This is a genomic window from Ditibartonella apis (assembly GCF_001952075.1).
GTDB classification, from domain to species: domain Bacteria; phylum Pseudomonadota; class Alphaproteobacteria; order Rhizobiales; family Rhizobiaceae; genus Bartonella; species Bartonella apis.
The window spans coordinates 45,038-64,865 of record NZ_LXYU01000004.1; the positions used below are offsets into that span (position 1 = coordinate 45,038).

Genomic DNA, 19,828 nt, shown 5'->3' on the forward strand with positions numbered 1-19,828 from the left:
TTCTCAAAACCGTGTTAGACTGAAAGCATCAGGAGATGTCAATGGTTGTTCACCCGCCATTATCTCGGCAAGTAATTTTCCACTAACCGCTCCGAGCGTCAATCCATGGTGCGCATGGCCAAAATTGAGCCAAAGACCCTTGTGAGAGGGGGCTTTTCCGATAATCGGGCGCATGTCTGAAAGGCAGGGGCGTTCACCGAGCCAAGGTTCGGTCTCGACATATTCACCAAGCGGAAAAATGTTTTTGGCAATTTTTTCAGCCCGCTTTAGTTGTGTCCAATAAGGCGGGGCTTTCGGACTTGCAAATTCGATTCCCGTTGTGAGCCGAATTCCTTGACGCATTGGCGCCAGTACAAATCCGGCGACGGGATCACAGATAGAATGTTCAAGAACTGTCTTCTCGTCGACTTGCTGGTAGTGAATATGATAGCCACGCTTTATGGCAAAAGGAATATGACGATAGCCGAATTTGTTCAAAAACTGAATGGATTGAGGACCAAGAGCAACGACGATGTCGGGTGCTCCAATTGATATGCCGTTATCATTTATTTGCCAGATTCCGTTATTATATTCGGTTTTTAAAGCATCGAGTTTCACAAAACTCCCACCTTGTTTGATAAAATAACGCGCATAAGCGGCGGTCAATCCGCCGGGGTCGTTGACAGTTTTCGGGTCAAGCCAATGAATGCCGCCGACAAGCTGTGGATTGATATGTGGAACACGCTGAATTAGCGCGTTCCGGTCAAGAACATCGTAATTGAGGTGACAACGCTCAAGCGTAAGAAGATGGTTTTTCGCTTTATCAAAGTCTTTATCGCTGCGGAATATCTCAAGCCAGCCCTTCGGCTCGATAAAAGAGGTGGCACCAGCCAATTCGGCTAAAAAATCGTGTTCTTTGACGCTGTTTTCAATGAGAGGTAACAGAGCCAATGTCGATTCTTCCAGATTCTTCGGTGATGATTGGTGCCAGAACTTGAAGAGCCACGGTGCTATTTGCGGCAGGTAACTCCAGTCAAACCGGACATCGGTTTGATGATTGAACGCATAGGCGATGAGACGCGAAAATTCTCGGGGAAAATGGTAAGGAATGACGCTTGATCTCTCGATCAGTCCCGCATTGCCGTAACTTGTCCCTTGTCCGGGGTCTTTTTTATCGACAAGGCAAACGTGATAACCTCTCAATTGTAGATGTAAACATGTGCACACGCCGACGATTCCGGCTCCGAGCACGACAACATCAAATTTTTTCATTTGAACTTAATCCCGCAATCCTCTTTTATCCGGCTTGTATTAACGCAGATGACGCGTCAGTCTACGTTCTGTCATGCCGATCAAGCGTCGAACAATTTCAACGATAATCAGATAAAGTACAGCCGCCCAGATATAGACCTGAAAATCGAACGTCCGTGAATAGGCAAGTTTGGCAACGCCCATCAGATCATAGACCGTTACGAGAGATGCAACAGCACTGGCTTTGATCATAAGGATAAACTCGTTTCCCAAAGGACGTAACGCCATGATCATGGATTGCGGTAATATAACGCGGATGAAAGTGGTTTTCCGGCTAAGCCCCAATGCTTTGGCGGCTTCATATTGACCGGCGGGTACCGATTGCATGCTGCCGCGGAAAATTTCTGCCTGATAAGCAGAAGTATTCAGCGAGAAAATGAAGAGGCAGCACCACCACGAGCTTTGGAAAAACCACCACAAACCGACGCTTTTCCAAAAAACACTGAACGAGCCGATGCCGTAATAGAATAGAAATAGTTGTGCAAGGAGCGGCGAACCACGAAAGAAATAGATGTAAATACGAGCCGGTAAACTTAGCCACGAATGTTTCGAGCGCCACGCAAATGTTATCATGATGCTCAAGAAAAAGCCGACAGTATAGGAAAGTGCCACGAGCTTTATAGTGACGAAAAAACCGTCAATAAATTTCATGCCGTAGCGGCTCAAAATATCCGGATTGATGATAAAATGCAGGAAATCTGGGATCATCATGCGGATGCCTTTTCATAACAGGCATTGGCACGTTTTTCCATATGACGAATGATGGAAGAAGAAACGGCCGAAAAGATAAGGTAGATGACGCAGGCAGTCGAATAGAAAAACATCGGTTGTTTTGTTGCTGCAACTGCAAGATTCGTCTGGCGCATCACATCAACGAGTGCAATTGTGGATACCAAGGACGTATCTTTGAGAAGTGTCAGCCAATTATTGGAAAGGCCGGGCAGGGCATTGCGTGCGAGTTGCGGTAAAACCACGCGGAAAAATGTTGTCGCCGGCGAAAGACTTAAAGCTTTAGCAGCTTCATATTGGCCACTATCCAATACTTTGAAAGCTCCAAGCCAAACCTCGCAAGAGAAAGCGGCAAAAACCATTCCTAGTGCCAACACACCGGCAAAAAAAGCATTGACAGAAAAGTTTGCCTCGATGTCCAGATGAGCCATCAAAGATTGTACGAGGGTCTGTAATCCGTAATAGACAAGAAACAATGTCAATAATTCGGGCAATCCGCGGAATATTGCTGAAAATATTGTTGCAACGATCCGGAAAAACTTCACATCCGACTGAATCATAAGCGAGCAGATGAGACCGAGGGGAAGTCCCAAAGGTAGACAACAAAGCGCGAGTGACAACGTCACTCCCGCTCCGATAAGCATGACCATGCCCCAACCGCCACTGCCAAATGACAGCAATGACAAATATTCAATCATCAATGAACGCTCCGGTTATTCGTTATCAATAGCCGATAGAAAAAATTTCAAAACGATTCAACCGGTTAATTAATAAATATCGGATTGAAAATATTTTTTGGCAATTTTGTCATAGGTACCATCGGCACGAATATCATCAATTGCCTTATTCAGACGATTTTTCAAATCATCCGAGTTTTTGCGAATAGCAATGGAAATAGGCTCTCTTGTGCCTTCAACTTCACCAAGAAGTTTGCAGCAATCCTTGCCGTCTTTTTCAAGCCAGGTGAGAAGCGGGAATTTATCATGGATGATCGCGTCGAGACGGTGATTGATTAAATCACTATTGGCTTCCTCAGGCGTAGGATAAAGCTTCAGATTGGTTCCCTCAGGAGCATAATTATCTTCAGCATAGATCGCCTGTGTTGTACCAGCCTGCGCACCAAGATTTTTACCGTTGAGAGATTGTGGACTTAGGTCCTTGATATCGGAATCCTTCGGGACAGCAACAGCAAGTGTTGTCGTATAATAGCGGTTTGTGAAATCGACTTTTTGTTTGCGTTCTTCTGTAGGAACCATTGAAGCAATAATGGCGTCATATTTTTTTGCCAGAAGTCCGGGGATGATTCCTTCCCAGTCTTGCGCTGTAACCGTGCACTCGACTTTCATTTTATCGCAAAGTGCATAGGCAATATCGACATCGAAACCATGAAGATTGTTATTGGAGTCAACGTAACTGAACGGCGGATAGGCTCCTTCGGTTGCGATACGCAAGTTTTCAGCATGTGCGGAAAAGCTCATCATAAGGCTTCCCAAAACGAGTCCAGCTGCAAGGATTTTCATGTTGTACTCCTATTTTATTTTCTGTTTGAATGGTTCCACCTTGATAGTCTTAACGCTAAGTTGTGAAAAAGGGCAATTTAAAAACATAAATCCACTGATATATCCTTCAAAACCATCATCTTTTTCTTTCGTGAAATGGCTATTTCTAAAGTTTTTTGTTTCTCCTAATTCTCCTAACATTGTCATCAAGTAGAGATGATAAATGAGCTGGCAGAACATTCCTTTTGCACCGACAAATCGGAACGCCCAAAAATACTCGCAGCCTAAGTCAGGCGGTAATTGGCGATAAATGCAATCAAAGAGTCGTTATTGTGGTTAGAGCGTAGTTTTAAAAAGCAATGCTGACGCCTTAGCGCATTGTCGTTGTAGGAACACTAATTAGGGTGACGTTCTGTCAGGCGTGACTTTTGCCTGTTACGTGATATCTCGTCTCATTGTGAAAAAGGCCGATATTTTTTAAGAGAGAATGGTGTAATGAAAAAGATATGTCACGAGTAGAAATTCAAGAAAATACGCTAAAGTATTTCTCTGAAAGCAGCTATTAGATCTGCCGTGATCAAGTTTACCGATTATAGCGTTTTATTATGTTTTTGAATGTCGGAGAGGTTACGGGAATTTTGCCGTTTTTTTACAAAATCGACCAAAAGTTGCAACGCTTCTTTTCTAATGGTTTTGCGATAGACAAACTCGAAATCGTATTGCCCGGAAAGTGATGGATGTTCGTCGAGCCGAATTCCGACTGGGCAATTATAGCGCGAAATACTGGAAATGAACGTATAGCCAAGTCCGCTTAAAACCATTCCCAGACATGCATTGAAATCGGTTGCACATGTAACAATGCGAGGCCGGAAATTGGCCTTACGACATTCGGCAAATAGAAAATCGTAGAATTCAGGTGACATTTCTCGCGGGAAAAATAAACATTTTTGCTGTTCGAGTGATTGCAGGTCTTTTTTGTTTTTAAAAATATTATTTTCAAAATTGCAGGCAATCAAAAGCCGGCATTTGTCAAGAAAAATACCTTCTTTTGTCGTATCTGCCTTGAGGCGCCATGCCATGAAACCGGCATCAAGTGTTCCGTTGGTCAATCTTTCGGATTGACCAACAGCAAGCGTTGGTTCCAGAGAAAGGTTTATGTCGGGATAGCACTTGCAAAAATCTCTGATAATTCCAACGACGATCGGATTCCACGTATAGGTAGGAGCAATGCCGATATGAAGCGTTTCCTTGATGCCGCTTGCTCTTTTGACATTTGTAATCGCAAGATTGAGCGCTTGTAAAATAGTTGAACTATCTTGCAAAAGTTGTTCACCGGCTTTGGTGAGTTCGATGCCTTTTTGACGTCTGATGAAAAGCCTTGCTCCCAGATGTCTTTCCAGTTCTTTGATCTGGCGGCTCAGCGCCGGTTGAACGATAAAGAGGTGTCTTGCTGCCTCGGAGATGCTGCCATATTGGGCAATCGCCTGAAAGTATCGGATCTGTTTGATATCCAATATTGACTATCCTTTTTTATGAAATACTTACCCGATTAGCTTCGCGAAAATTAAAAGTCCATACCTATTTGTTATGGTTCTTATCATAAAATAACAATCGAGGATTGTTTGTCTTTTCGTTACTCTACCACAAGTATCTAGTTTCAAGGAGAATCCATGCAAAACGCCCAAGTTCAGGACGAACATTCGACAGGAAAAGAGACTAAAATCGTTTCGAGGAAAGTCATTATTGCTGCCGTTATGGGTGGCATGCTCGAATGGTATGATTTCGGTGCCTATGCACTTTTTGCCTATGTCATTTCCGACCAGTTTTTTCCGACGGGCAATGCAACGGTATCGATGCTACTCACCTTTATCACTTTTGCCATTGGCTTTTTGACGCGTCCGCTCGGAGCTATAGTTCTTGGTATCTATTCTGACAGAATTGGACGGAAATCGGCACTTTCGCTGACGATGATTCTAATGGCTATCGGCATGGGAATTATTGCAATATGCCCGACCTATGCTGAGATCGGCATATTCGCGCCGGTCATTATTGTCATTGCCAGATTGATACAAGGCATCTCGGCGGGAGGGGAAATCGGTTCGGCATTATCGATCCTCGTTGAAACAGCACCGGCAAACAAACGGGGCCAATATGCTGCATGGCAACAGGTCAGTCAGACGGGTGCATTTCTTGTGGCTGGTATCATAGGCTGGGTAATTACGGCGTTTCTGCCGCGCGAAGATGTTGCACTCTGGGGCTGGCGCGTGGCATTTGCCTTTGGCATGCTGGTTGCTCCTGTGGGATTTTATGTTCGTCGACAAATTGACGAATCACCGGAATTTTTGGCCGAGCAGGGCAAAAGCATCAAAGAACATGTACCTTTTGCCATTTTGCTCAAAAATAGCTGGAAACCGTTATTGATAGGTATCGGCATTGTTATGATCTGGACGGTGACGAGCAAGACTGCAAGCTCCTTTATGGCAACTTATGCCATCAACAATTTGCATATGGCTTTAACGTCTCCTTATCTCGGTATGATCGTGGTGGGCGTTGTTTTATTGTTCTGTCCACTGGTTGGGGCATGGTCGGATAAGATAGGACGGCGTCCGATTATGATTGGAGCGGCCATCGCCATTCTGATTTTTGCCTATCCGTCATTCTGGATATTATCTGCCTATCCGAACGTATGGGTGCTTATCGGTCAACAATTTTTTTATGCAGTTCTGATGGTGCTTTATACCGCTCCCGCTTCAGCGGCCTTGTCGGAACTCTTCCCGACGGCTTTCCGGTCTTCGGGAATTGCACTTTCCTACAATATCGCGGTCACAATATTCGGTGGTTTTTCTGCAGCAATATCCACCGCTCTTATAGGCATGACGGGAGACAATCGTGCTATTGCCTATTATATCATGTTCGCTGCTTTTGCGAGTATCATTGCACTTTTATATTCTGGTAAAATATCGAAATTGAAATAGGAGAAAAATCCGGTGTGCCTCGCAAGAAAGGCACACCGGCTGAAATTGAAAATGATAGAAGATAGTCGTGAAGTTGCTAGTGCCATCAACGCTTATTTACCCGAGATGATGGAACTGAGGCATCAAATTCACTCCAATCCTGAAACCGGATTTGAAGAAAAGGCAACATCTGCCATCGTCAGCAAATTGTTGCAGGAATGGGGATATGATGTTTCGCACCTTGCCGGAACCGGCATTGTGGCAACTTTAAAAGCGGGGAACGGTATAAAAACATTGGGGTTACGTGCCGATATGGATGCTTTGCCGGTCAATGAACAGACCGGCTTGTCCTATGCCAGTAAAAACTCCGGAAAGATGCATGCCTGCGGTCATGACGGGCACACGTCAAGCCTGTTGACGGCTGCCCGTTATCTGGCACGCACGAAACAATTTTCCGGTACAGTCAATCTTATTTTTCAACCGGCTGAAGAGGGCTTAGGCGGAGCCCGGCGTATGGTTGAAGAGGGAATTTTTGAAAAATTTCCATGTGATGCTATCTTCGGATACCACAATGTTCCGGGTGTACCGGCCGGAAATTTCTGCTTCATTCCGGGTGCTGCAACTGCGGCTTCGGATCGCGCACGGATTGTCGTCAAAGGAAAAAGCGGCCATGGTGCCCAGCCTGAAACAGCAATCGACCCGATTGTTGTCGGTGCTGCAATTGTCAGTTCATTGCAAACTATTGTTTCGCGTAATGTTACAGCGTTGAAGCCAGCTGTTGTGACCGTTGCAAGTTTCCATGCGGGTGAAGCTTACAATATCATTCCTGCAACGGCAGAATTGAAACTCACTATCAGAAGCTATGACGAAACAACGCGCAATCTTCTTGAAAAACGTGTAAGGGAAATTGCGGAATATCAGGCAGATGTCTTCGGGGCAAAATGTGAAATAGATTATTTCCACCTTAACCCTGCCTGCCAAAACAATAGAGAACTGACTGCTTTTGCCCGTAGTGTGGCCGAGGAGGCATTCGGTAAATCTGCCATAGAAGACCGCTCACAACCTTTCACGTTCAGTGAAGATTTTTCTTATATGCTGCAGAAAAAGCAGGGCTGTTATCTCTTTATCGGTAATGGCAATACTGCAAACCTTCACAGCGACCATTATAATTTTAATGACGACCTGTTGTTGCGGGCAAGTACCTTTTGGGTGCGTCTGGTTGAAAGTTATCTCTGCTAGAGCGAAAAGATTAGGTTGGTAGGCGCGTTTATTCAATGAGACCGGTCAAGTTTGCCACACCTTATTCTTGGAAATAATTAGAGAACCAAAAACCTTTCAAAATTTCGATTCCGACAGTTTTTTATAGCTACCGGAATCGAAAATAATGACGTGTTCGAACATTCCGCCCGATCGCTGTCGAACGTGGTTATAGCGGCAGTGGAAGCTCTAAAGCCGGAATTCTAAGAAAGTCTGTTTTATCTGCGAATTTTTTTAAAGTTGTTAGCTTCCGGATGATAGTTCTGAAAAAGCGTTTCGAATGAAGGTGTTATGGAACCTACATGATTCAACACTTGAAAATGTTTTGGAATCGCGTGACAGATTAATCGTTAAAATTCTCTCCAAACAGCGGCGCAGAAGTTTAGGCGTTCCAAAACGGAAAAATACGCTTCTCTAACGTGATTTATTGTTGAAAGAGGTAAGTTCGGGGCGGCGACGGCTATTTCCTTGATTGCAAAGAATCTGCTAATGAAAAGCCATGAAAAATTATCTCGACCTTTTATCTTATGTTCTGGAACATGGCGTTGACCGGTCCGATCGTACCGGAACGGGCACGCGTTCGATATTTGGCTACCAGATGCGGTTTGATCTATCCAAAGGCTTTCCGCTTTTGACCACGAAGAAGCTTCATGTTCGCTCGATCATCTATGAGCTGTTATGGTTTTTACGTGGTGACACCAATATCAAATGGTTGAACGATCACGGCGTTTCTATCTGGAACGAGTGGGCTGATAAAAATGGTGATCTCGGGCCTGTTTACGGGTATCAATGGCGGTCTTGGCCGGCTCCTGACGGACGTCATATCGACCAGATTGCCAAGGTCGTCGAGATGATCGCCAAAACACCTTATTCCCGTCGACTTATTGTTTCAGCGTGGAATCCCGCATTGGTTGATGAAATGGCCTTGCCACCGTGCCATTGCATGTTCCAGTTTTATGTTGCCGATGGAAAATTGTCGTGTCAGCTTTATCAGCGGTCAGCAGATATATTTCTGGGTGTGCCTTTCAATATTGCCTCATATGCTTTGCTCACCATGATGATTGCCCAAGTTACAGGACTGAAGGCCGGAGATTTTGTCCACACTTTTGGCGATGCCCACCTTTATTCTAACCATTTTGAACAGGCAAAGTTGCAGCTTACACGTAAACCATTACCGTTGCCGACGATGAAACTCAATCCGGATGTCAAGGATCTGTTCAAATTCGAATATGAGGATTTTACACTTGAAAACTATGTAGCAGCTCCGCACATAAAAGCACCGGTGGCTGTATAATGACAACGATCAGTCTCATTGTTGCTGTTGCCGAAAATGGTGTTATCGGTCGTGATGGAACGATGCCATGGAGATTGTCGACCGATTTGAAGAGATTCAAATCGATTACCGTCGGTCATCCAGTTATTATGGGGCGAAAAACATGGGATTCTTTAAAAAAACCGCTGCCGGAACGGGCAAATATTATCATCACCCGTGACAAGTCTTTTTCGCGCGAGGGCGCGATTGTTGCCCACTCTTTTTCCGAAGCTCGAAAATTGGCTGAAGAAGAAGCAGTGAAAGCCGAAACGGATGAGATATTTGTTATTGGCGGTGGGGCAATTTTCAAAGATGCATTGCCTTTCGCCGATCGTATGTATGTTACGGAAATATTGTCGTCAGTGGAGGGGGATACATTTTTTCCGCCTTTCAATCCGGAAAACTGGCGGGCATTATCCAGCGAAATGGTGCCGGAAGGGCTAAAAGACACATTTCCTACAAGATTTGTCGTTTATGAACGCCAATAAGCTTTAAAAAAAAGACAAAAGGTCGATCATTGCGTTGAAACGCGCTGTCGACATCCCTATAAAAGAGAAATTAAAAATATTGCGCAAGTGTTGCGTAGAGCAAGAGGTGATTATGCCCTGGAGCAATCAGAATGGCGGCGGCCCATGGGGAGGCGGCGGAAATAATGGTGGAAGCCCCTGGAGTAGTGGCGGAAACGACAACGGGAATAATAAAAATCCGTGGGGCAAAAAACCGCTCGGTTCGGGCGGCAATGGCGGCGGCAATAATGGTGGTAACGGTCCGGATATAGACGATATCTTGCGTAAAGGTCAGGATACGCTCAAGCAGTTCGGCGGTGGCGCTATCGTACTTGTTGTGATTATCGTCGCAATCATATTTTGGCTGTTCCAGTGTTTCTATATCGTCCAGCAAAATGAACAAGCCGTTGAACTGAGGTTCGGCGTACCGAAGCCCGGTATTATCAATGACGGTCTTCATTTCCATTTTTGGCCGATTGAAAATTATTTGAAAGTACCACTCACGGAAAAATCGATTGCCATTGGCGGTAAGCCCGGGCAGACACAACAGAGCGATGGTTTGATGTTATCAAGCGACCAGAATATCGTCTATGTCAATTTTTCTGTATATTATCGCATTTCCGATCCGAGCAAATATCTCTTCAATGTCAATGAACAGGAAGGCACTGTGCGCCAGGTTGCAGAAAGTGCCATGCGCGAAGTTATCGGACGCCGCCCGGTTGATGATGTTCTGCGTGACAAGAAAGAGGAAGTCGCCGATAACGTGAAAAAGATTATCCAGTCGACAGCCGATAAATATCAAGTTGGCGTACAGATCAATCGTGTTTCTATAAGTGAGGCCGCTCCGCCGACGAAAGTTGCTGCAGCCTTCAATTCAGTCCAGCAGGCTGAACAGGAACGTGGACGTATGATCGAAGAGGGTAATCGCGTACGTTTCAAGAAATTGGGGCAGGCCAATGGTGAGGCCTCGAAGGCACGCGAAGTCGCCAAGGGCGAAAAAGCCCAGATGATTGAAGAGGCAAAGGGGCGTGCAGAACGTTTTGAAGCGATCTCGCACGAGGCAGCTGTAGCCCCCGAGGCCAGCCGGTACCGTCTCTATATGGAAACAATAGGAAACATTCTCAATACACCGGATAAACTGGTGCTTGACCAGAAGAACGGTGGACCCGTTTCCTATTTGCCTTTGAGCGAATTGATGTCGGTTCAAAATCGGTCTTCAACAACTTCCACGGCGGCAAAGCCAACCCAATCTGGCTCTGATACCACAGGAGGGCAGCAATAATGCAGCAGAACCGTTTTTTCATTGTCCTTGGTGTCATTATTGTTGTGCTGCTAGCGATCTGGATGTCGGTATTTATCGTTTATCCTCGTCAGCAGATTGCAGTTAAACGTTTCGGGCAAATTGTCAGAGTCGAACAGGAGCCGGGGCTCTATTTCAAAACACCTTTTATCGACCAGACTGTGATTATCGATAATCGTCTGTTGCGCTATGACGTTCCCACACAATCAGTGCAAGTTCGCGGTGGGGCCTATTATGAGGTCGATGCATTTTTCATCTATCGGATAACCGATCCGAAATTGTTTTTGCAGCGCATCAGCTCGGGTCGTCCGCAAGTTGCCGCAGAAGAAAACCTTGCGCCACGCTTCATTGATGCTTTGCGGGCCGTTTATGGAAAGCGCGAATTCAAAGCTGCCCTGTCGGATGAACGCGGAGCCATGATGGAAGAGGTTCAGCAGCAGTTTTCGGCTGACGCCGGTTCACTTGGCATTACCATTGTTGATGTCAGAATCCGGAAAACCGATTTGACAGATGCTGTGTCGGAAGACGTCTATCGTCAGATGGCAGCCGAACGTGAGGCAGCAGCAGAAAATATTCGCGCTCGTGGCCAGCAGGAACGGGATCGCATTGTTGCCGAAGCCAATCGCGAATACGAAGAAATCGTTGCAGCAGCCAAGCGTGATGCCGAGATTACCCGCGGGGAAGGACAGGCCGAAAGCATTCGGCTCTTGCTGGAAGCCAGAAAAACCAATCCGTCATTTTATGATTTCTGGTTGGCAATGGAAAATTATAAGAAGTTGAAATCGACGCCGATGGTCATCTCGCCTAATGAGGATTTCTTCTATTATTTCCACAATCCGCTAGCTACCGGTAAAGCAGTTTCACCGGCGAATAATTGATGAGCCTGTTTTTTACCGCGATCGGTCTTGTCCTTTTTATTGAGGGACTTGTTTATGCAGGCTTTCCGGCATTGGTAAAAAAGATGGCGTCACAAATACATGTGACGCCTGAACATGTTTTACGGGCGAGCGGTTTTTGCGCAATGGTTATCGGTTTGATCATTGTGTGGCTTTCGCATTCGTAAATGATAGGGTAAAACTTCGACATTGTGAAAAGGGGTAAAGTTTGGCCAGCTTCGAATTCTGCCGTTTCCCTTTGCAATGAAATGTTCTAAACCGTTTGATAACTTGGTTATTTTTGGTTGCTCTCGGATGGGATGATAATATGTTGTTCAGGCGCATGATGTTTGCTGTCTTTCTTTGCTCGGCATTCGGTTTTTTCCATTCCGAAAGCTTCGCAGAAGTGGCGCTTGAACATAAAGCTCCCGAGTCGGTTGCAAATTTGGCTTCCGGTCTGCTTGATGCAGTTGTTAATATTTCAACTTCACAGACTGTGAAGGGAACAGAGCAAGGTGATAAGACCGCGCTTCCCAAAGTGGAAGAGGGCGCACCGTTTCAGGAATATTTCAACGATTTTTTTTCTCCGAAAAATGATAAAGGTGAATTGAACCAGTCAAGAAAGGTTCAATCCCTTGGTTCTGGTTTTGTTATTGATGCTGAAAAGGGCCTTATCGTTACCAATAATCACGTTATCGCCGATGCCGATGATATCGAAGTCAATTTCACCGACGGTTCCAAGCTGAAAGCAAAATTATTAGGTAAGGATGCCAAAACCGATCTTGCTCTTTTACAAGTCGACTCGAAGGCAAAAAAGCTCACGGCCGTTTCATTCGGTGATTCAGAAAGTGCGCGCATCGGTGATTGGGTTATGGCAATAGGCAATCCATTCGGCCTCGGCGGAACGGTAACTGTAGGCATTATCTCGGCACGAAATCGCGATATCAGCGCTGGTCCTTATGATGATTTCATTCAGACCGATGCCGCGATCAATCGCGGTAATTCAGGCGGTCCGCTATTCGATATGAATGGTAAGGTTATCGGCATTAATACGGCAATTATATCACCATCCGGTGGTTCGATCGGTATCGGTTTTGCTATCCCCTCCGATATGGCAACAGGCGTTCTTGACCAGTTGATGGAATTTGGCGAGACCCGCCGTGGTTCTCTCGCAATTAGGATCCAGCCGGTAACGCAGGAAGTTGCTGATAGCTTGAAATTACTAAAACCGGAAGGTGCGCTTGTTGCCGGAAAGATTGACGACAAAACGGTCGATAATACGCAGTTAAAAGACGGGGACGTTATCACGCGCTTTGGTACTCATGCCATTAAAGACGCGCGTGAATTGCCGAGAATCGTTGCTGAAAGTCCCGTTGGTAAAATTGTCGACGTCACCATTCTGCGCAATGGTGAAGAAAAAACGGTGAAAGTCAAACTCGGACGTCTGAAAGAAAAGGAAGTTGCAAACGCGGAAACCGACGAGGGCGAGCACGAGGGAGAAGAGGACCAGAAAACCGAACAGGACAATTCCATCCATGCCATGGGCATGACATTGTCTACCATGTCTGACAAATTGCGAAAGCATTTCCATATCAAAGCAGGAATTGACGGTGTTGTTGTTACTTCTGTTACGCCCAATAGTGCGGCCGATGAAAAGCGTATCCGTACGGGTGAAGTTATTGTCGATATCAACCAGCAACTTGTCAAAACACCTGAAGACGTTTCGAAGCAACTGGATCATTTGCGAGCCAATGGCCGTAAAAACGCTTTGTTGATGGTTGCCGGTGAAGATGGTGAATTGCGTTTTGTTACGCTACGCCTCGACTGATAAATCGACATCATTCTGGTAGGATAACTGCTTTCGTCGTTAGCCTTTCCTTGAGTCCAGCCGTCTTTTTAAATTGTGATATTTAAATTGTATAAATTTAGAAAATCATGAGAAACTACAGAATGAACATTGTTTTGAAAGCAAATGCCCATCGTTCGTTTTTAAAAAAATAATTCAGAGTTGGAAAATTAAAAAAACTGAAACGATCCTTGAAAACGACAATGTTTTAGGATGTTCGGGGAAAAATTGCGACATTTGCAACTATTCCGGTTTTTATCTAAAAAGTGGAATAATATTGTGAAAGCTGAAGCTTGTTCGGTTTCCGAACCCTTTCACAGAATGCCGGCTACAATGGTTCAAAAACCTCAAACGAAAATTGCTTCAGTTTCCGGCTGATTATGACTTTAAAAAGGCTCAACTGACGAAGTCGGACTTGCGATATCCTTGCAAATAAAGAAGAGCCGTTAAATCGCCGTAATCAATGCGAATGGAGGCAGCTTCCGCTACGACCGGTTTGGCGTGCAGGGCTACACCAGAACCCGCTCGTTTTAGCATTGCGAGGTCATTGGCACCATCTCCGACCGCCATGGCGTCATCCGGCGAGATATTGAGCTTGTTACAAAGTGCTACCAGTTTTTCAACTTTTGCTTGTTTTCCCAAAATCGGCTCGTTAACGAGGCCGGAAAGATGATCCCCTTCGACGAGAAGTTCATTGGCATTGTGTTCGTCAAAGCCTATGGCACGGGCAATTTTTGAAGTAAATAATGTGAAACCGCCAGAAACAAGTGCCGTGTAAGCTCCATTTTTACGCATCGTTGCGACGAGTTCTTTTCCACCATTCGAGAGAGTAATGCGTTTTTCAATGACATCATCAATAATCGACAATGGCAGTCCTTTTAATAAAGCGACACGTTCGCGCAGTGCCGGTTCGAAGGCAATTTCACCATTCATTGCACGTCTTGTGATTTCTGAAATATAGTCTCGCAACCCCGCAGCATCAGCGAGTTCGTCAATACATTCCTGACCGATCATGGTTGAGTCCATGTCAGCAACAAGAAGTTTCTTCCGCCGCTTGTCCTGAATTTGGACGGCAACATCAACAGGTTCTCCCTGAAGGGCGATACGCAAAGCTTTTTGTGCTTCATCCGGACTGATTCTGTCATTGAGCGGAATGTCACAAGCAACGTCGTCACAAAGCCAATAGACAGTGCTTGCATTGATACTATGAGAGGCTTTATCAACGAGCTGTGGTGTTAAAACTGGTCTTTCAGGATTGGCAATCAACGTGGCCACAAGCAATTCACTTTGGGGCATGGAAAACTCCGCTCATGAAAAAAAGAACAATTACTTTGATAGCGGGACCGACGGCAAGCGGCAAGTCGGATTTTGCGTTAAAACTGGCGGAAGATAATGATGCCGTAATTGTGAATGCAGATTCAATGCAGATCTATGACGTTTTAAACGTTATTACAGCACGGCCGAGCGTAGAAGATATGGCACGTGTCCAGCATTATCTTTACGGTTATGTTTCTCCTGAAAAGCAATATTCTACAGGCAAATGGCTTAAGGATGTTGCAGAAGTCCTCAAAACGGTTGAAAGACCTCTCATTTTTGTCGGCGGCACAGGCCTTTATTTCAAGGCGTTAACTGAAGGGTTGGCCATAATTCCCGATATTCCCGAAGAAACAAGAAAAAAATGGCGCACAAGACTGGAAGGAGAGGGGGCTTCAGAGCTTTATAAGGTGCTTCAGGGGATTGATTACGAACTTTCCCGCCGTTTAAGCGAAAAGGATGGACAGAGGATTGTTCGGGCATTGGAAGTTCATGATGCAACCGGTAAAACTTTAAGCTATTGGCAAAACTGGAAAACAAAACCTTTGCTTGAAACGGGCGATTTGAAAAAATTGCTTTTATTGCCGGAACGAGACGTCGTTTATCGTCACATTGAACGGCGTTTTGATAAAATGGTTGAAAACGGAGCATTGGAGGAAGCTCGTGCTTTGGATGAACTGGGGTTAAATCCTTCAATGCCTGCAATGAAAGCCATCGGCATACCGGAATTTATAGATGTTCTGAAAGGCAAAAAGACAATCGGAGAGGCGATTGTCGAAGCGAAAACGAATACACGCCGTTACGCAAAACGCCAAATGACGTGGTTCAGGCATCAGTTAGGAAGGGATTGGGAAAAGATATGAGAATGCCGCTGTAAAAACAGAGAAAATCATTTCCTGAAAGAGTACGCTTGTCTTCAATTTTTTCGCAACTTTAGAAGGGAAGATGTTCAGACCCTTTTGAAAGCTTTTGTATGAAACATCATGAAAGCCGATGTTTCATCCTGGCAAGAGGACAGTCACCGTCAAACTTGCCGGTTTCGTTTCCACTTTGTTACTGTAAATTTTCTATTTTGAATTTTTTAATATGAATAGCCAAGCTACTAACGGCCATAGCAGTTAAAAAAACGGCTCTTGAAAAAGAGCCGCTTTTAAAAATTATCAGATGTGAAAAGCAATCAGCTGCACCCGCTTGTTGCTCCACAGGTATCGCATTTCAGGCAAGTGCCGTTACGTACCATTGTGAAGTTCTGGCATTCCGAACACATATCGCCAGTATAGCCTTGCATCATTGCTTGTTTTCTACGGTCGGAGTTAAGCTTTTTGGCTTCGGCAACTTCATTGGCCATTTCTGCTGCTTTTGCTTCAGCAGACGTATCGGCGTCGAATAAATTATCTATTTTGTTTTCTTCCTCGTTGAGATCATGTCTTAAAGCTGTGGCACCTTGTGTTTCCAATGACGGAGCGGCTTTCGATTGAACCGCAGTAGCCGGTTTTAACGTGGTGACATTAGACTTTGGAGCAGCAGTTGCAATTTTTGCAACCGGTGCTTTCGGGTCAGCAAATTTCGGTTTGTAACCGCGTGTCCAACCAGTCGAAATCAGATTGGTTTTTCCTTCTTTCACACCTTTACCCAAAGCTGTGTTGGAAAAGTCCGATATATCGACATGGGCAAGATCATAGCGCCCGAGATACGAAACCGCGAGTTCACGAAATACATAGTCAAGAATTGATGTCGCGTTTTTGATTGCATCATTTCCCTGAACCATGCCTGCCGGTTCAAATTTGGTGAAAGTAAATGCATCGACATATTCTTCCAACGGCACGCCGTATTGCAGGCCAAGTGAAATAGCGATAGCAAAATTATTCATCATAGCGCGGAAAGCGGCGCCTTCCTTGTGCATATCAATGAAGATCTCGCCCAAGCGGCCATCACCGAATTCACCGGTTCTCAAGTAGACTTTATGTCCGCCAACTATTGCCTTTTGCGTGTAACCCTGCCGGCGATTAGGCAATTTCTCGCGTGCATGGACATATTTTTCGACAACTTTTTCGACGATCTTTTCAGTGACTTTTGCTGTACGCGCAGCCGCCGGTTGCTCGATAAGATTATCGACAGCATCTTCATCATCATCGTCAGCAATGAGAGAAGAGTTCAACGGCTGGGATAATTTGGAGCCGTCGCGATAAAGAGCATTGGCCTTTAGTGCAAGTTTCCATGACAACATGTAGGCATTGGCACAATCTTGAACAGTCGCATCGTTAGGCATGTTGATTGTCTTTGAAATAGCGCCGGAAATAAACGGCTGGGCCGCTGCCATCATGCGGATGTGACTTTCGACAGACAGGTAACGCTTGCCAATTTTACCGCAAGCATTGGCACAATCGAACACCGGATAATGTTCCTGCTTGAGGTGAGGGGCTCCTTCCAGAGTCATTGCACCGCAAACATGAAGGTTGGCAGCCTCGATATCTTTTTTCGAAAAACCGAGAGCAGGCAACATTTCAAATGAAACGTCATCAAGTTGTTCTTCGGTGAAGTTCAAAACATTTTTGCAGAAATCCTCGCCCAACGTCCATTTGTTGAAAACGAACTTGATATCGAAGGCACTTTTCATCGCCTCGTTCAGAACTTCGATCTTCTCATCTGTGAAGCCTTTGGCTTTTAATGTCGTCGGATTGATTGCCGGAGCCTGATTGATATTTCCGTGGCCGACTGCATAAGCCTCAATTTCCGCAATCTGGCTTTCCGAATAGCCGAGTGTCCGCAAAGCTTCAGGAACTGCACGATTGATAATTTTGAAATATCCGCCGCCGGCAAGCTTCTTGAATTTTACCAACGCAAAATCGGGCTCGATGCCGGTTGTATCGCAATCCATAACAAGGCCGATTGTTCCGGTTGGAGCAACAACAGTGGCTTGCGCATTGCGATAGCCATAAAGTTTCCCGAGTTCCAGAGCTTTGTCCCAAGCTTTACGAGCCCGTTCAATCATTTTCTGGTCGGGACAGTCTTTGGCAATTAAAGCGACAGGATTGACTGACAGTCCTTCATAGCCTGAAGTTTCACCATAGGCCGCACGACGGTGGTTGCGAATAACACGCAACATATTGTCTTTATTAGGTTTGTAACCTTTGAAAGCTCCAAGTTCCTTTGCCATTTCTGCTGACGTTGCATAGGCAACGCCGGTCATGATTGCGGTCAATGCACCACAAATGGCACGACCTTTATCGGAATCATAAGGAATGCCCGATGTCATCAACAGACCACCGATATTGGCATAGCCAAGGCCGAGGGTTCGGTATTCATAAGACCTTTTGGCAATTTCTTTTGATGGAAATTGCGCCATCATAACCGATATTTCGAGAACGATTGTCCATAGACGGACGCTATGTTCATAGGCTTCAAGATCATATGAACCATCGTGGTTGCGGTATGACAACAAATTGATCGAAGCAAGGTTACAGGCGGTATCGTCGAGGAACATATATTCCGAACAAGGATTCGAGGCGCGAATTGGCCCTTCGGCAGGTGACGTATGCCAATCATTCATAGTGGTGTTGAAATGGACTCCCGGATCAGCCGAAGCCCATGCAGCATAAGAAATCCGATCCCACAAATCGCGGGCACGCACTGTTTTATGCACTTTACCATCTGTACGACGAATAAGGTTCCAGTCGCCGTCCTTTTCGACAGCCCGTAAAAACTCGTCTTTCAAAGAAACAGAATTGTTCGAATTTTGCCCTGACACAGTAAGATAGGCTTCCGAATCCCAATCTGTGTCATAGGTATCGAATTCCATTTCGCGGAAACCTTGGCGCGCAAACTGGATAACACGTTGGATATAATTTTCCGGAACCTGATCCTTTTTTGCAGCGCGGATTTCCCGTTTCAAGGCAGGATTTTTATTGGGATCAAAACAATCTCCATTATCAGCTTCGCAATTAACGCAAGCTTTCATAATGGCTGTGAGGTGTTTTTTGACAATCTTGGAACCGGTAACCAGAGCAGCTACTTTTTGTTCTTCGTGCACCTTCCAGTCAATATAGGCTTCGATATCCGGATGATCGATATCAACGACAACCATCTTGGCTGCACGACGTGTTGTACCACCCGATTTGATCGCTCCGGCTGCTCTGTCACCAATTTTGAGAAAGCTCATCAAACCGGAAGACTTACCACCGCCGGAAAGCTTTTCGCCCTGGCCGCGCAATTGCGAAAAATTCGAACCTGTGCCGGAACCGTATTTGAAAAGACGGGCTTCACGCACCCATAAATCCATAATGCCGCCCTCGTTCACGAGGTCATCGGCAACCGACTGAATAAAACAGGCATGAGGTTGTGGATGTTCGTATGACGATTTCGATCTCGTTAATTCGCCAGTTTTCCAATCTACATAAAAATGCCCCTGACTTGGACCATCAATGCCGTAAGCCCAGAAGAGGCCCGTGTTGAACCATTGCGGACTATTTGGTGCTACGCGTTGGGTGGCGAGCATATAAGCAAGCTCGTCATGGAATGCTAAAGCATCACTCTCGGTATCAAAATATTTGCCTTTCCAGCCCCAATAGGTCCACGTTCCGGCAAGCCGGTCAAACACCTGACGCGCATCCATTTCAGAACCATAGCGGCGGTCTTCGGCAATTTTTGCCAGTTCTTTTTCATCGGCGACCGATCGCCAGAGCCACGAAGGGACACCATTTTCCTCAACCTTTTTCAATGCAGCAGGAACGCCTGCTTTACGAAAATATTTCTGTGCCAGAATATCGGCTGCAACCTGACTGAATTGGCTCGGAACATCGATATTTTCGAGCCGGAAAACGATCGAACCATTAGGATTTTTTATTTCACTTGTAGCCTTATGGAATTCAATTCCTGTGTAGGGCGATTGCCCCTCCTTTGTGAAATGGCGTGCGATCTTCATAGCCTGTCCTTATTCAATATGTTGT

At 45.5% G+C, this 19,828-nt stretch carries 16 protein-coding genes; 9 read left to right on the forward strand and 7 right to left on the reverse strand.

The window, feature by feature from the left end:
* Window positions 1–3 precede the first annotated feature (3 nt).
* The 5 genes from PEB0122_RS09350 to PEB0122_RS09375 form a co-directional block, all read right to left on the reverse strand.
* Window positions 4–1,251: an NAD(P)/FAD-dependent oxidoreductase gene (locus PEB0122_RS09350; RefSeq protein ID WP_075916930.1), complete on the reverse strand. Its 1,248-nt coding sequence runs from the start codon at window positions 1,249–1,251 to the stop codon at window positions 4–6.
* Window positions 1,252–1,290: 39 nt separating this feature from the next.
* Window positions 1,291–1,998 (reverse strand): ABC transporter permease, encoded by a 708-nt coding sequence (locus tag PEB0122_RS09355; protein WP_075917209.1) that lies wholly within the window; start codon window positions 1,996–1,998, stop codon window positions 1,291–1,293.
* Window positions 1,998–2,717 carry an ABC transporter permease gene (locus PEB0122_RS09360; protein WP_075916932.1) on the reverse strand — a complete coding sequence of 240 codons (720 nt, stop codon included), beginning with the start codon at window positions 2,715–2,717 and terminating at the stop codon, window positions 1,998–2,000. Before PEB0122_RS09360 ends, PEB0122_RS09355 begins: the two co-directional genes overlap by 1 nt.
* Window positions 2,718–2,786: 69 nt before the next feature.
* On the reverse strand, window positions 2,787–3,539 hold the full coding sequence (locus PEB0122_RS09365; protein WP_075870819.1) for a transporter substrate-binding domain-containing protein: 753 nt from the start codon (window positions 3,537–3,539) through the stop codon (window positions 2,787–2,789).
* Window positions 3,540–4,108: 569 nt separating this feature from the next.
* Window positions 4,109–5,032: a LysR family transcriptional regulator gene (locus PEB0122_RS09375; RefSeq protein ID WP_075916936.1), complete on the reverse strand. Its 924-nt coding sequence runs from the start codon at window positions 5,030–5,032 to the stop codon at window positions 4,109–4,111.
* 156 nt (window positions 5,033–5,188) lie between these two features.
* Between PEB0122_RS09375 and PEB0122_RS09380 the strand changes: the two genes are divergently transcribed.
* From PEB0122_RS09380 to PEB0122_RS09415, 8 genes are all read left to right on the forward strand, one after another.
* Window positions 5,189–6,493 (forward strand): MFS transporter, encoded by a 1,305-nt coding sequence (locus tag PEB0122_RS09380; RefSeq protein ID WP_075916940.1) that lies wholly within the window; start codon window positions 5,189–5,191, stop codon window positions 6,491–6,493.
* Between the two features lie 51 nt (window positions 6,494–6,544).
* Window positions 6,545–7,711 carry a M20 aminoacylase family protein gene (locus PEB0122_RS09385; RefSeq protein WP_075916942.1) on the forward strand — a complete coding sequence of 389 codons (1,167 nt, stop codon included), beginning with the start codon at window positions 6,545–6,547 and terminating at the stop codon, window positions 7,709–7,711.
* A gap of 517 nt (window positions 7,712–8,228) precedes the next feature.
* On the forward strand, window positions 8,229–9,023 hold the full coding sequence (locus tag PEB0122_RS09390; RefSeq protein WP_075914350.1) for a thymidylate synthase: 795 nt from the start codon (window positions 8,229–8,231) through the stop codon (window positions 9,021–9,023).
* A complete protein-coding gene (locus PEB0122_RS09395) occupies window positions 9,023–9,529 on the forward strand; it encodes a dihydrofolate reductase (RefSeq protein ID WP_075916944.1) in 507 nt (168 codons plus the stop codon). The genes PEB0122_RS09390 and PEB0122_RS09395 overlap by 1 nt, the downstream gene beginning before the upstream one ends.
* A gap of 112 nt (window positions 9,530–9,641) precedes the next feature.
* Entirely contained in the window at window positions 9,642–10,829 is a 1,188-nt protein-coding gene (hflK, locus tag PEB0122_RS09400; RefSeq protein ID WP_075916946.1) for an FtsH protease activity modulator HflK, read from the forward strand.
* A complete protein-coding gene (hflC, locus tag PEB0122_RS09405; protein WP_075914353.1) occupies window positions 10,829–11,725 on the forward strand; it encodes a protease modulator HflC in 897 nt (298 codons plus the stop codon). Before hflK ends, hflC begins: the two co-directional genes overlap by 1 nt.
* Entirely contained in the window at window positions 11,725–11,910 is a 186-nt protein-coding gene (locus PEB0122_RS09410; protein WP_075870810.1) for a DUF2065 domain-containing protein, read from the forward strand. The genes hflC and PEB0122_RS09410 overlap by 1 nt, the downstream gene beginning before the upstream one ends.
* A gap of 140 nt (window positions 11,911–12,050) precedes the next feature.
* Window positions 12,051–13,550, forward strand: coding sequence for a Do family serine endopeptidase (locus PEB0122_RS09415; protein ID WP_075916948.1), 1,500 nt, complete (start codon window positions 12,051–12,053; stop codon window positions 13,548–13,550).
* Window positions 13,551–13,964: 414 nt separating this feature from the next.
* On the opposite strand, the gene serB is transcribed toward PEB0122_RS09415, so the two are convergent.
* The gene (gene serB, locus PEB0122_RS09420; RefSeq protein ID WP_075916950.1) at window positions 13,965–14,864 is read right to left on the reverse strand and encodes a phosphoserine phosphatase SerB; all 900 of its coding nucleotides are present in this window, start codon (window positions 14,862–14,864) and stop codon (window positions 13,965–13,967) included.
* Between the two features lie 14 nt (window positions 14,865–14,878).
* Between serB and miaA the strand changes: the two genes are divergently transcribed.
* Entirely contained in the window at window positions 14,879–15,745 is an 867-nt protein-coding gene (gene miaA / locus PEB0122_RS09425) for a tRNA (adenosine(37)-N6)-dimethylallyltransferase MiaA (protein ID WP_075916953.1), read from the forward strand.
* Window positions 15,746–16,059: 314 nt separating this feature from the next.
* Here the strand turns inward: miaA and PEB0122_RS09430 are convergent, their stop codons facing one another.
* Complete coding sequence (locus PEB0122_RS09430) at window positions 16,060–19,803, reverse strand: vitamin B12-dependent ribonucleotide reductase (protein WP_075916955.1); 3,744 nt, start codon at window positions 19,801–19,803, stop codon at window positions 16,060–16,062.
* Window positions 19,804–19,828 lie beyond the last annotated feature (25 nt).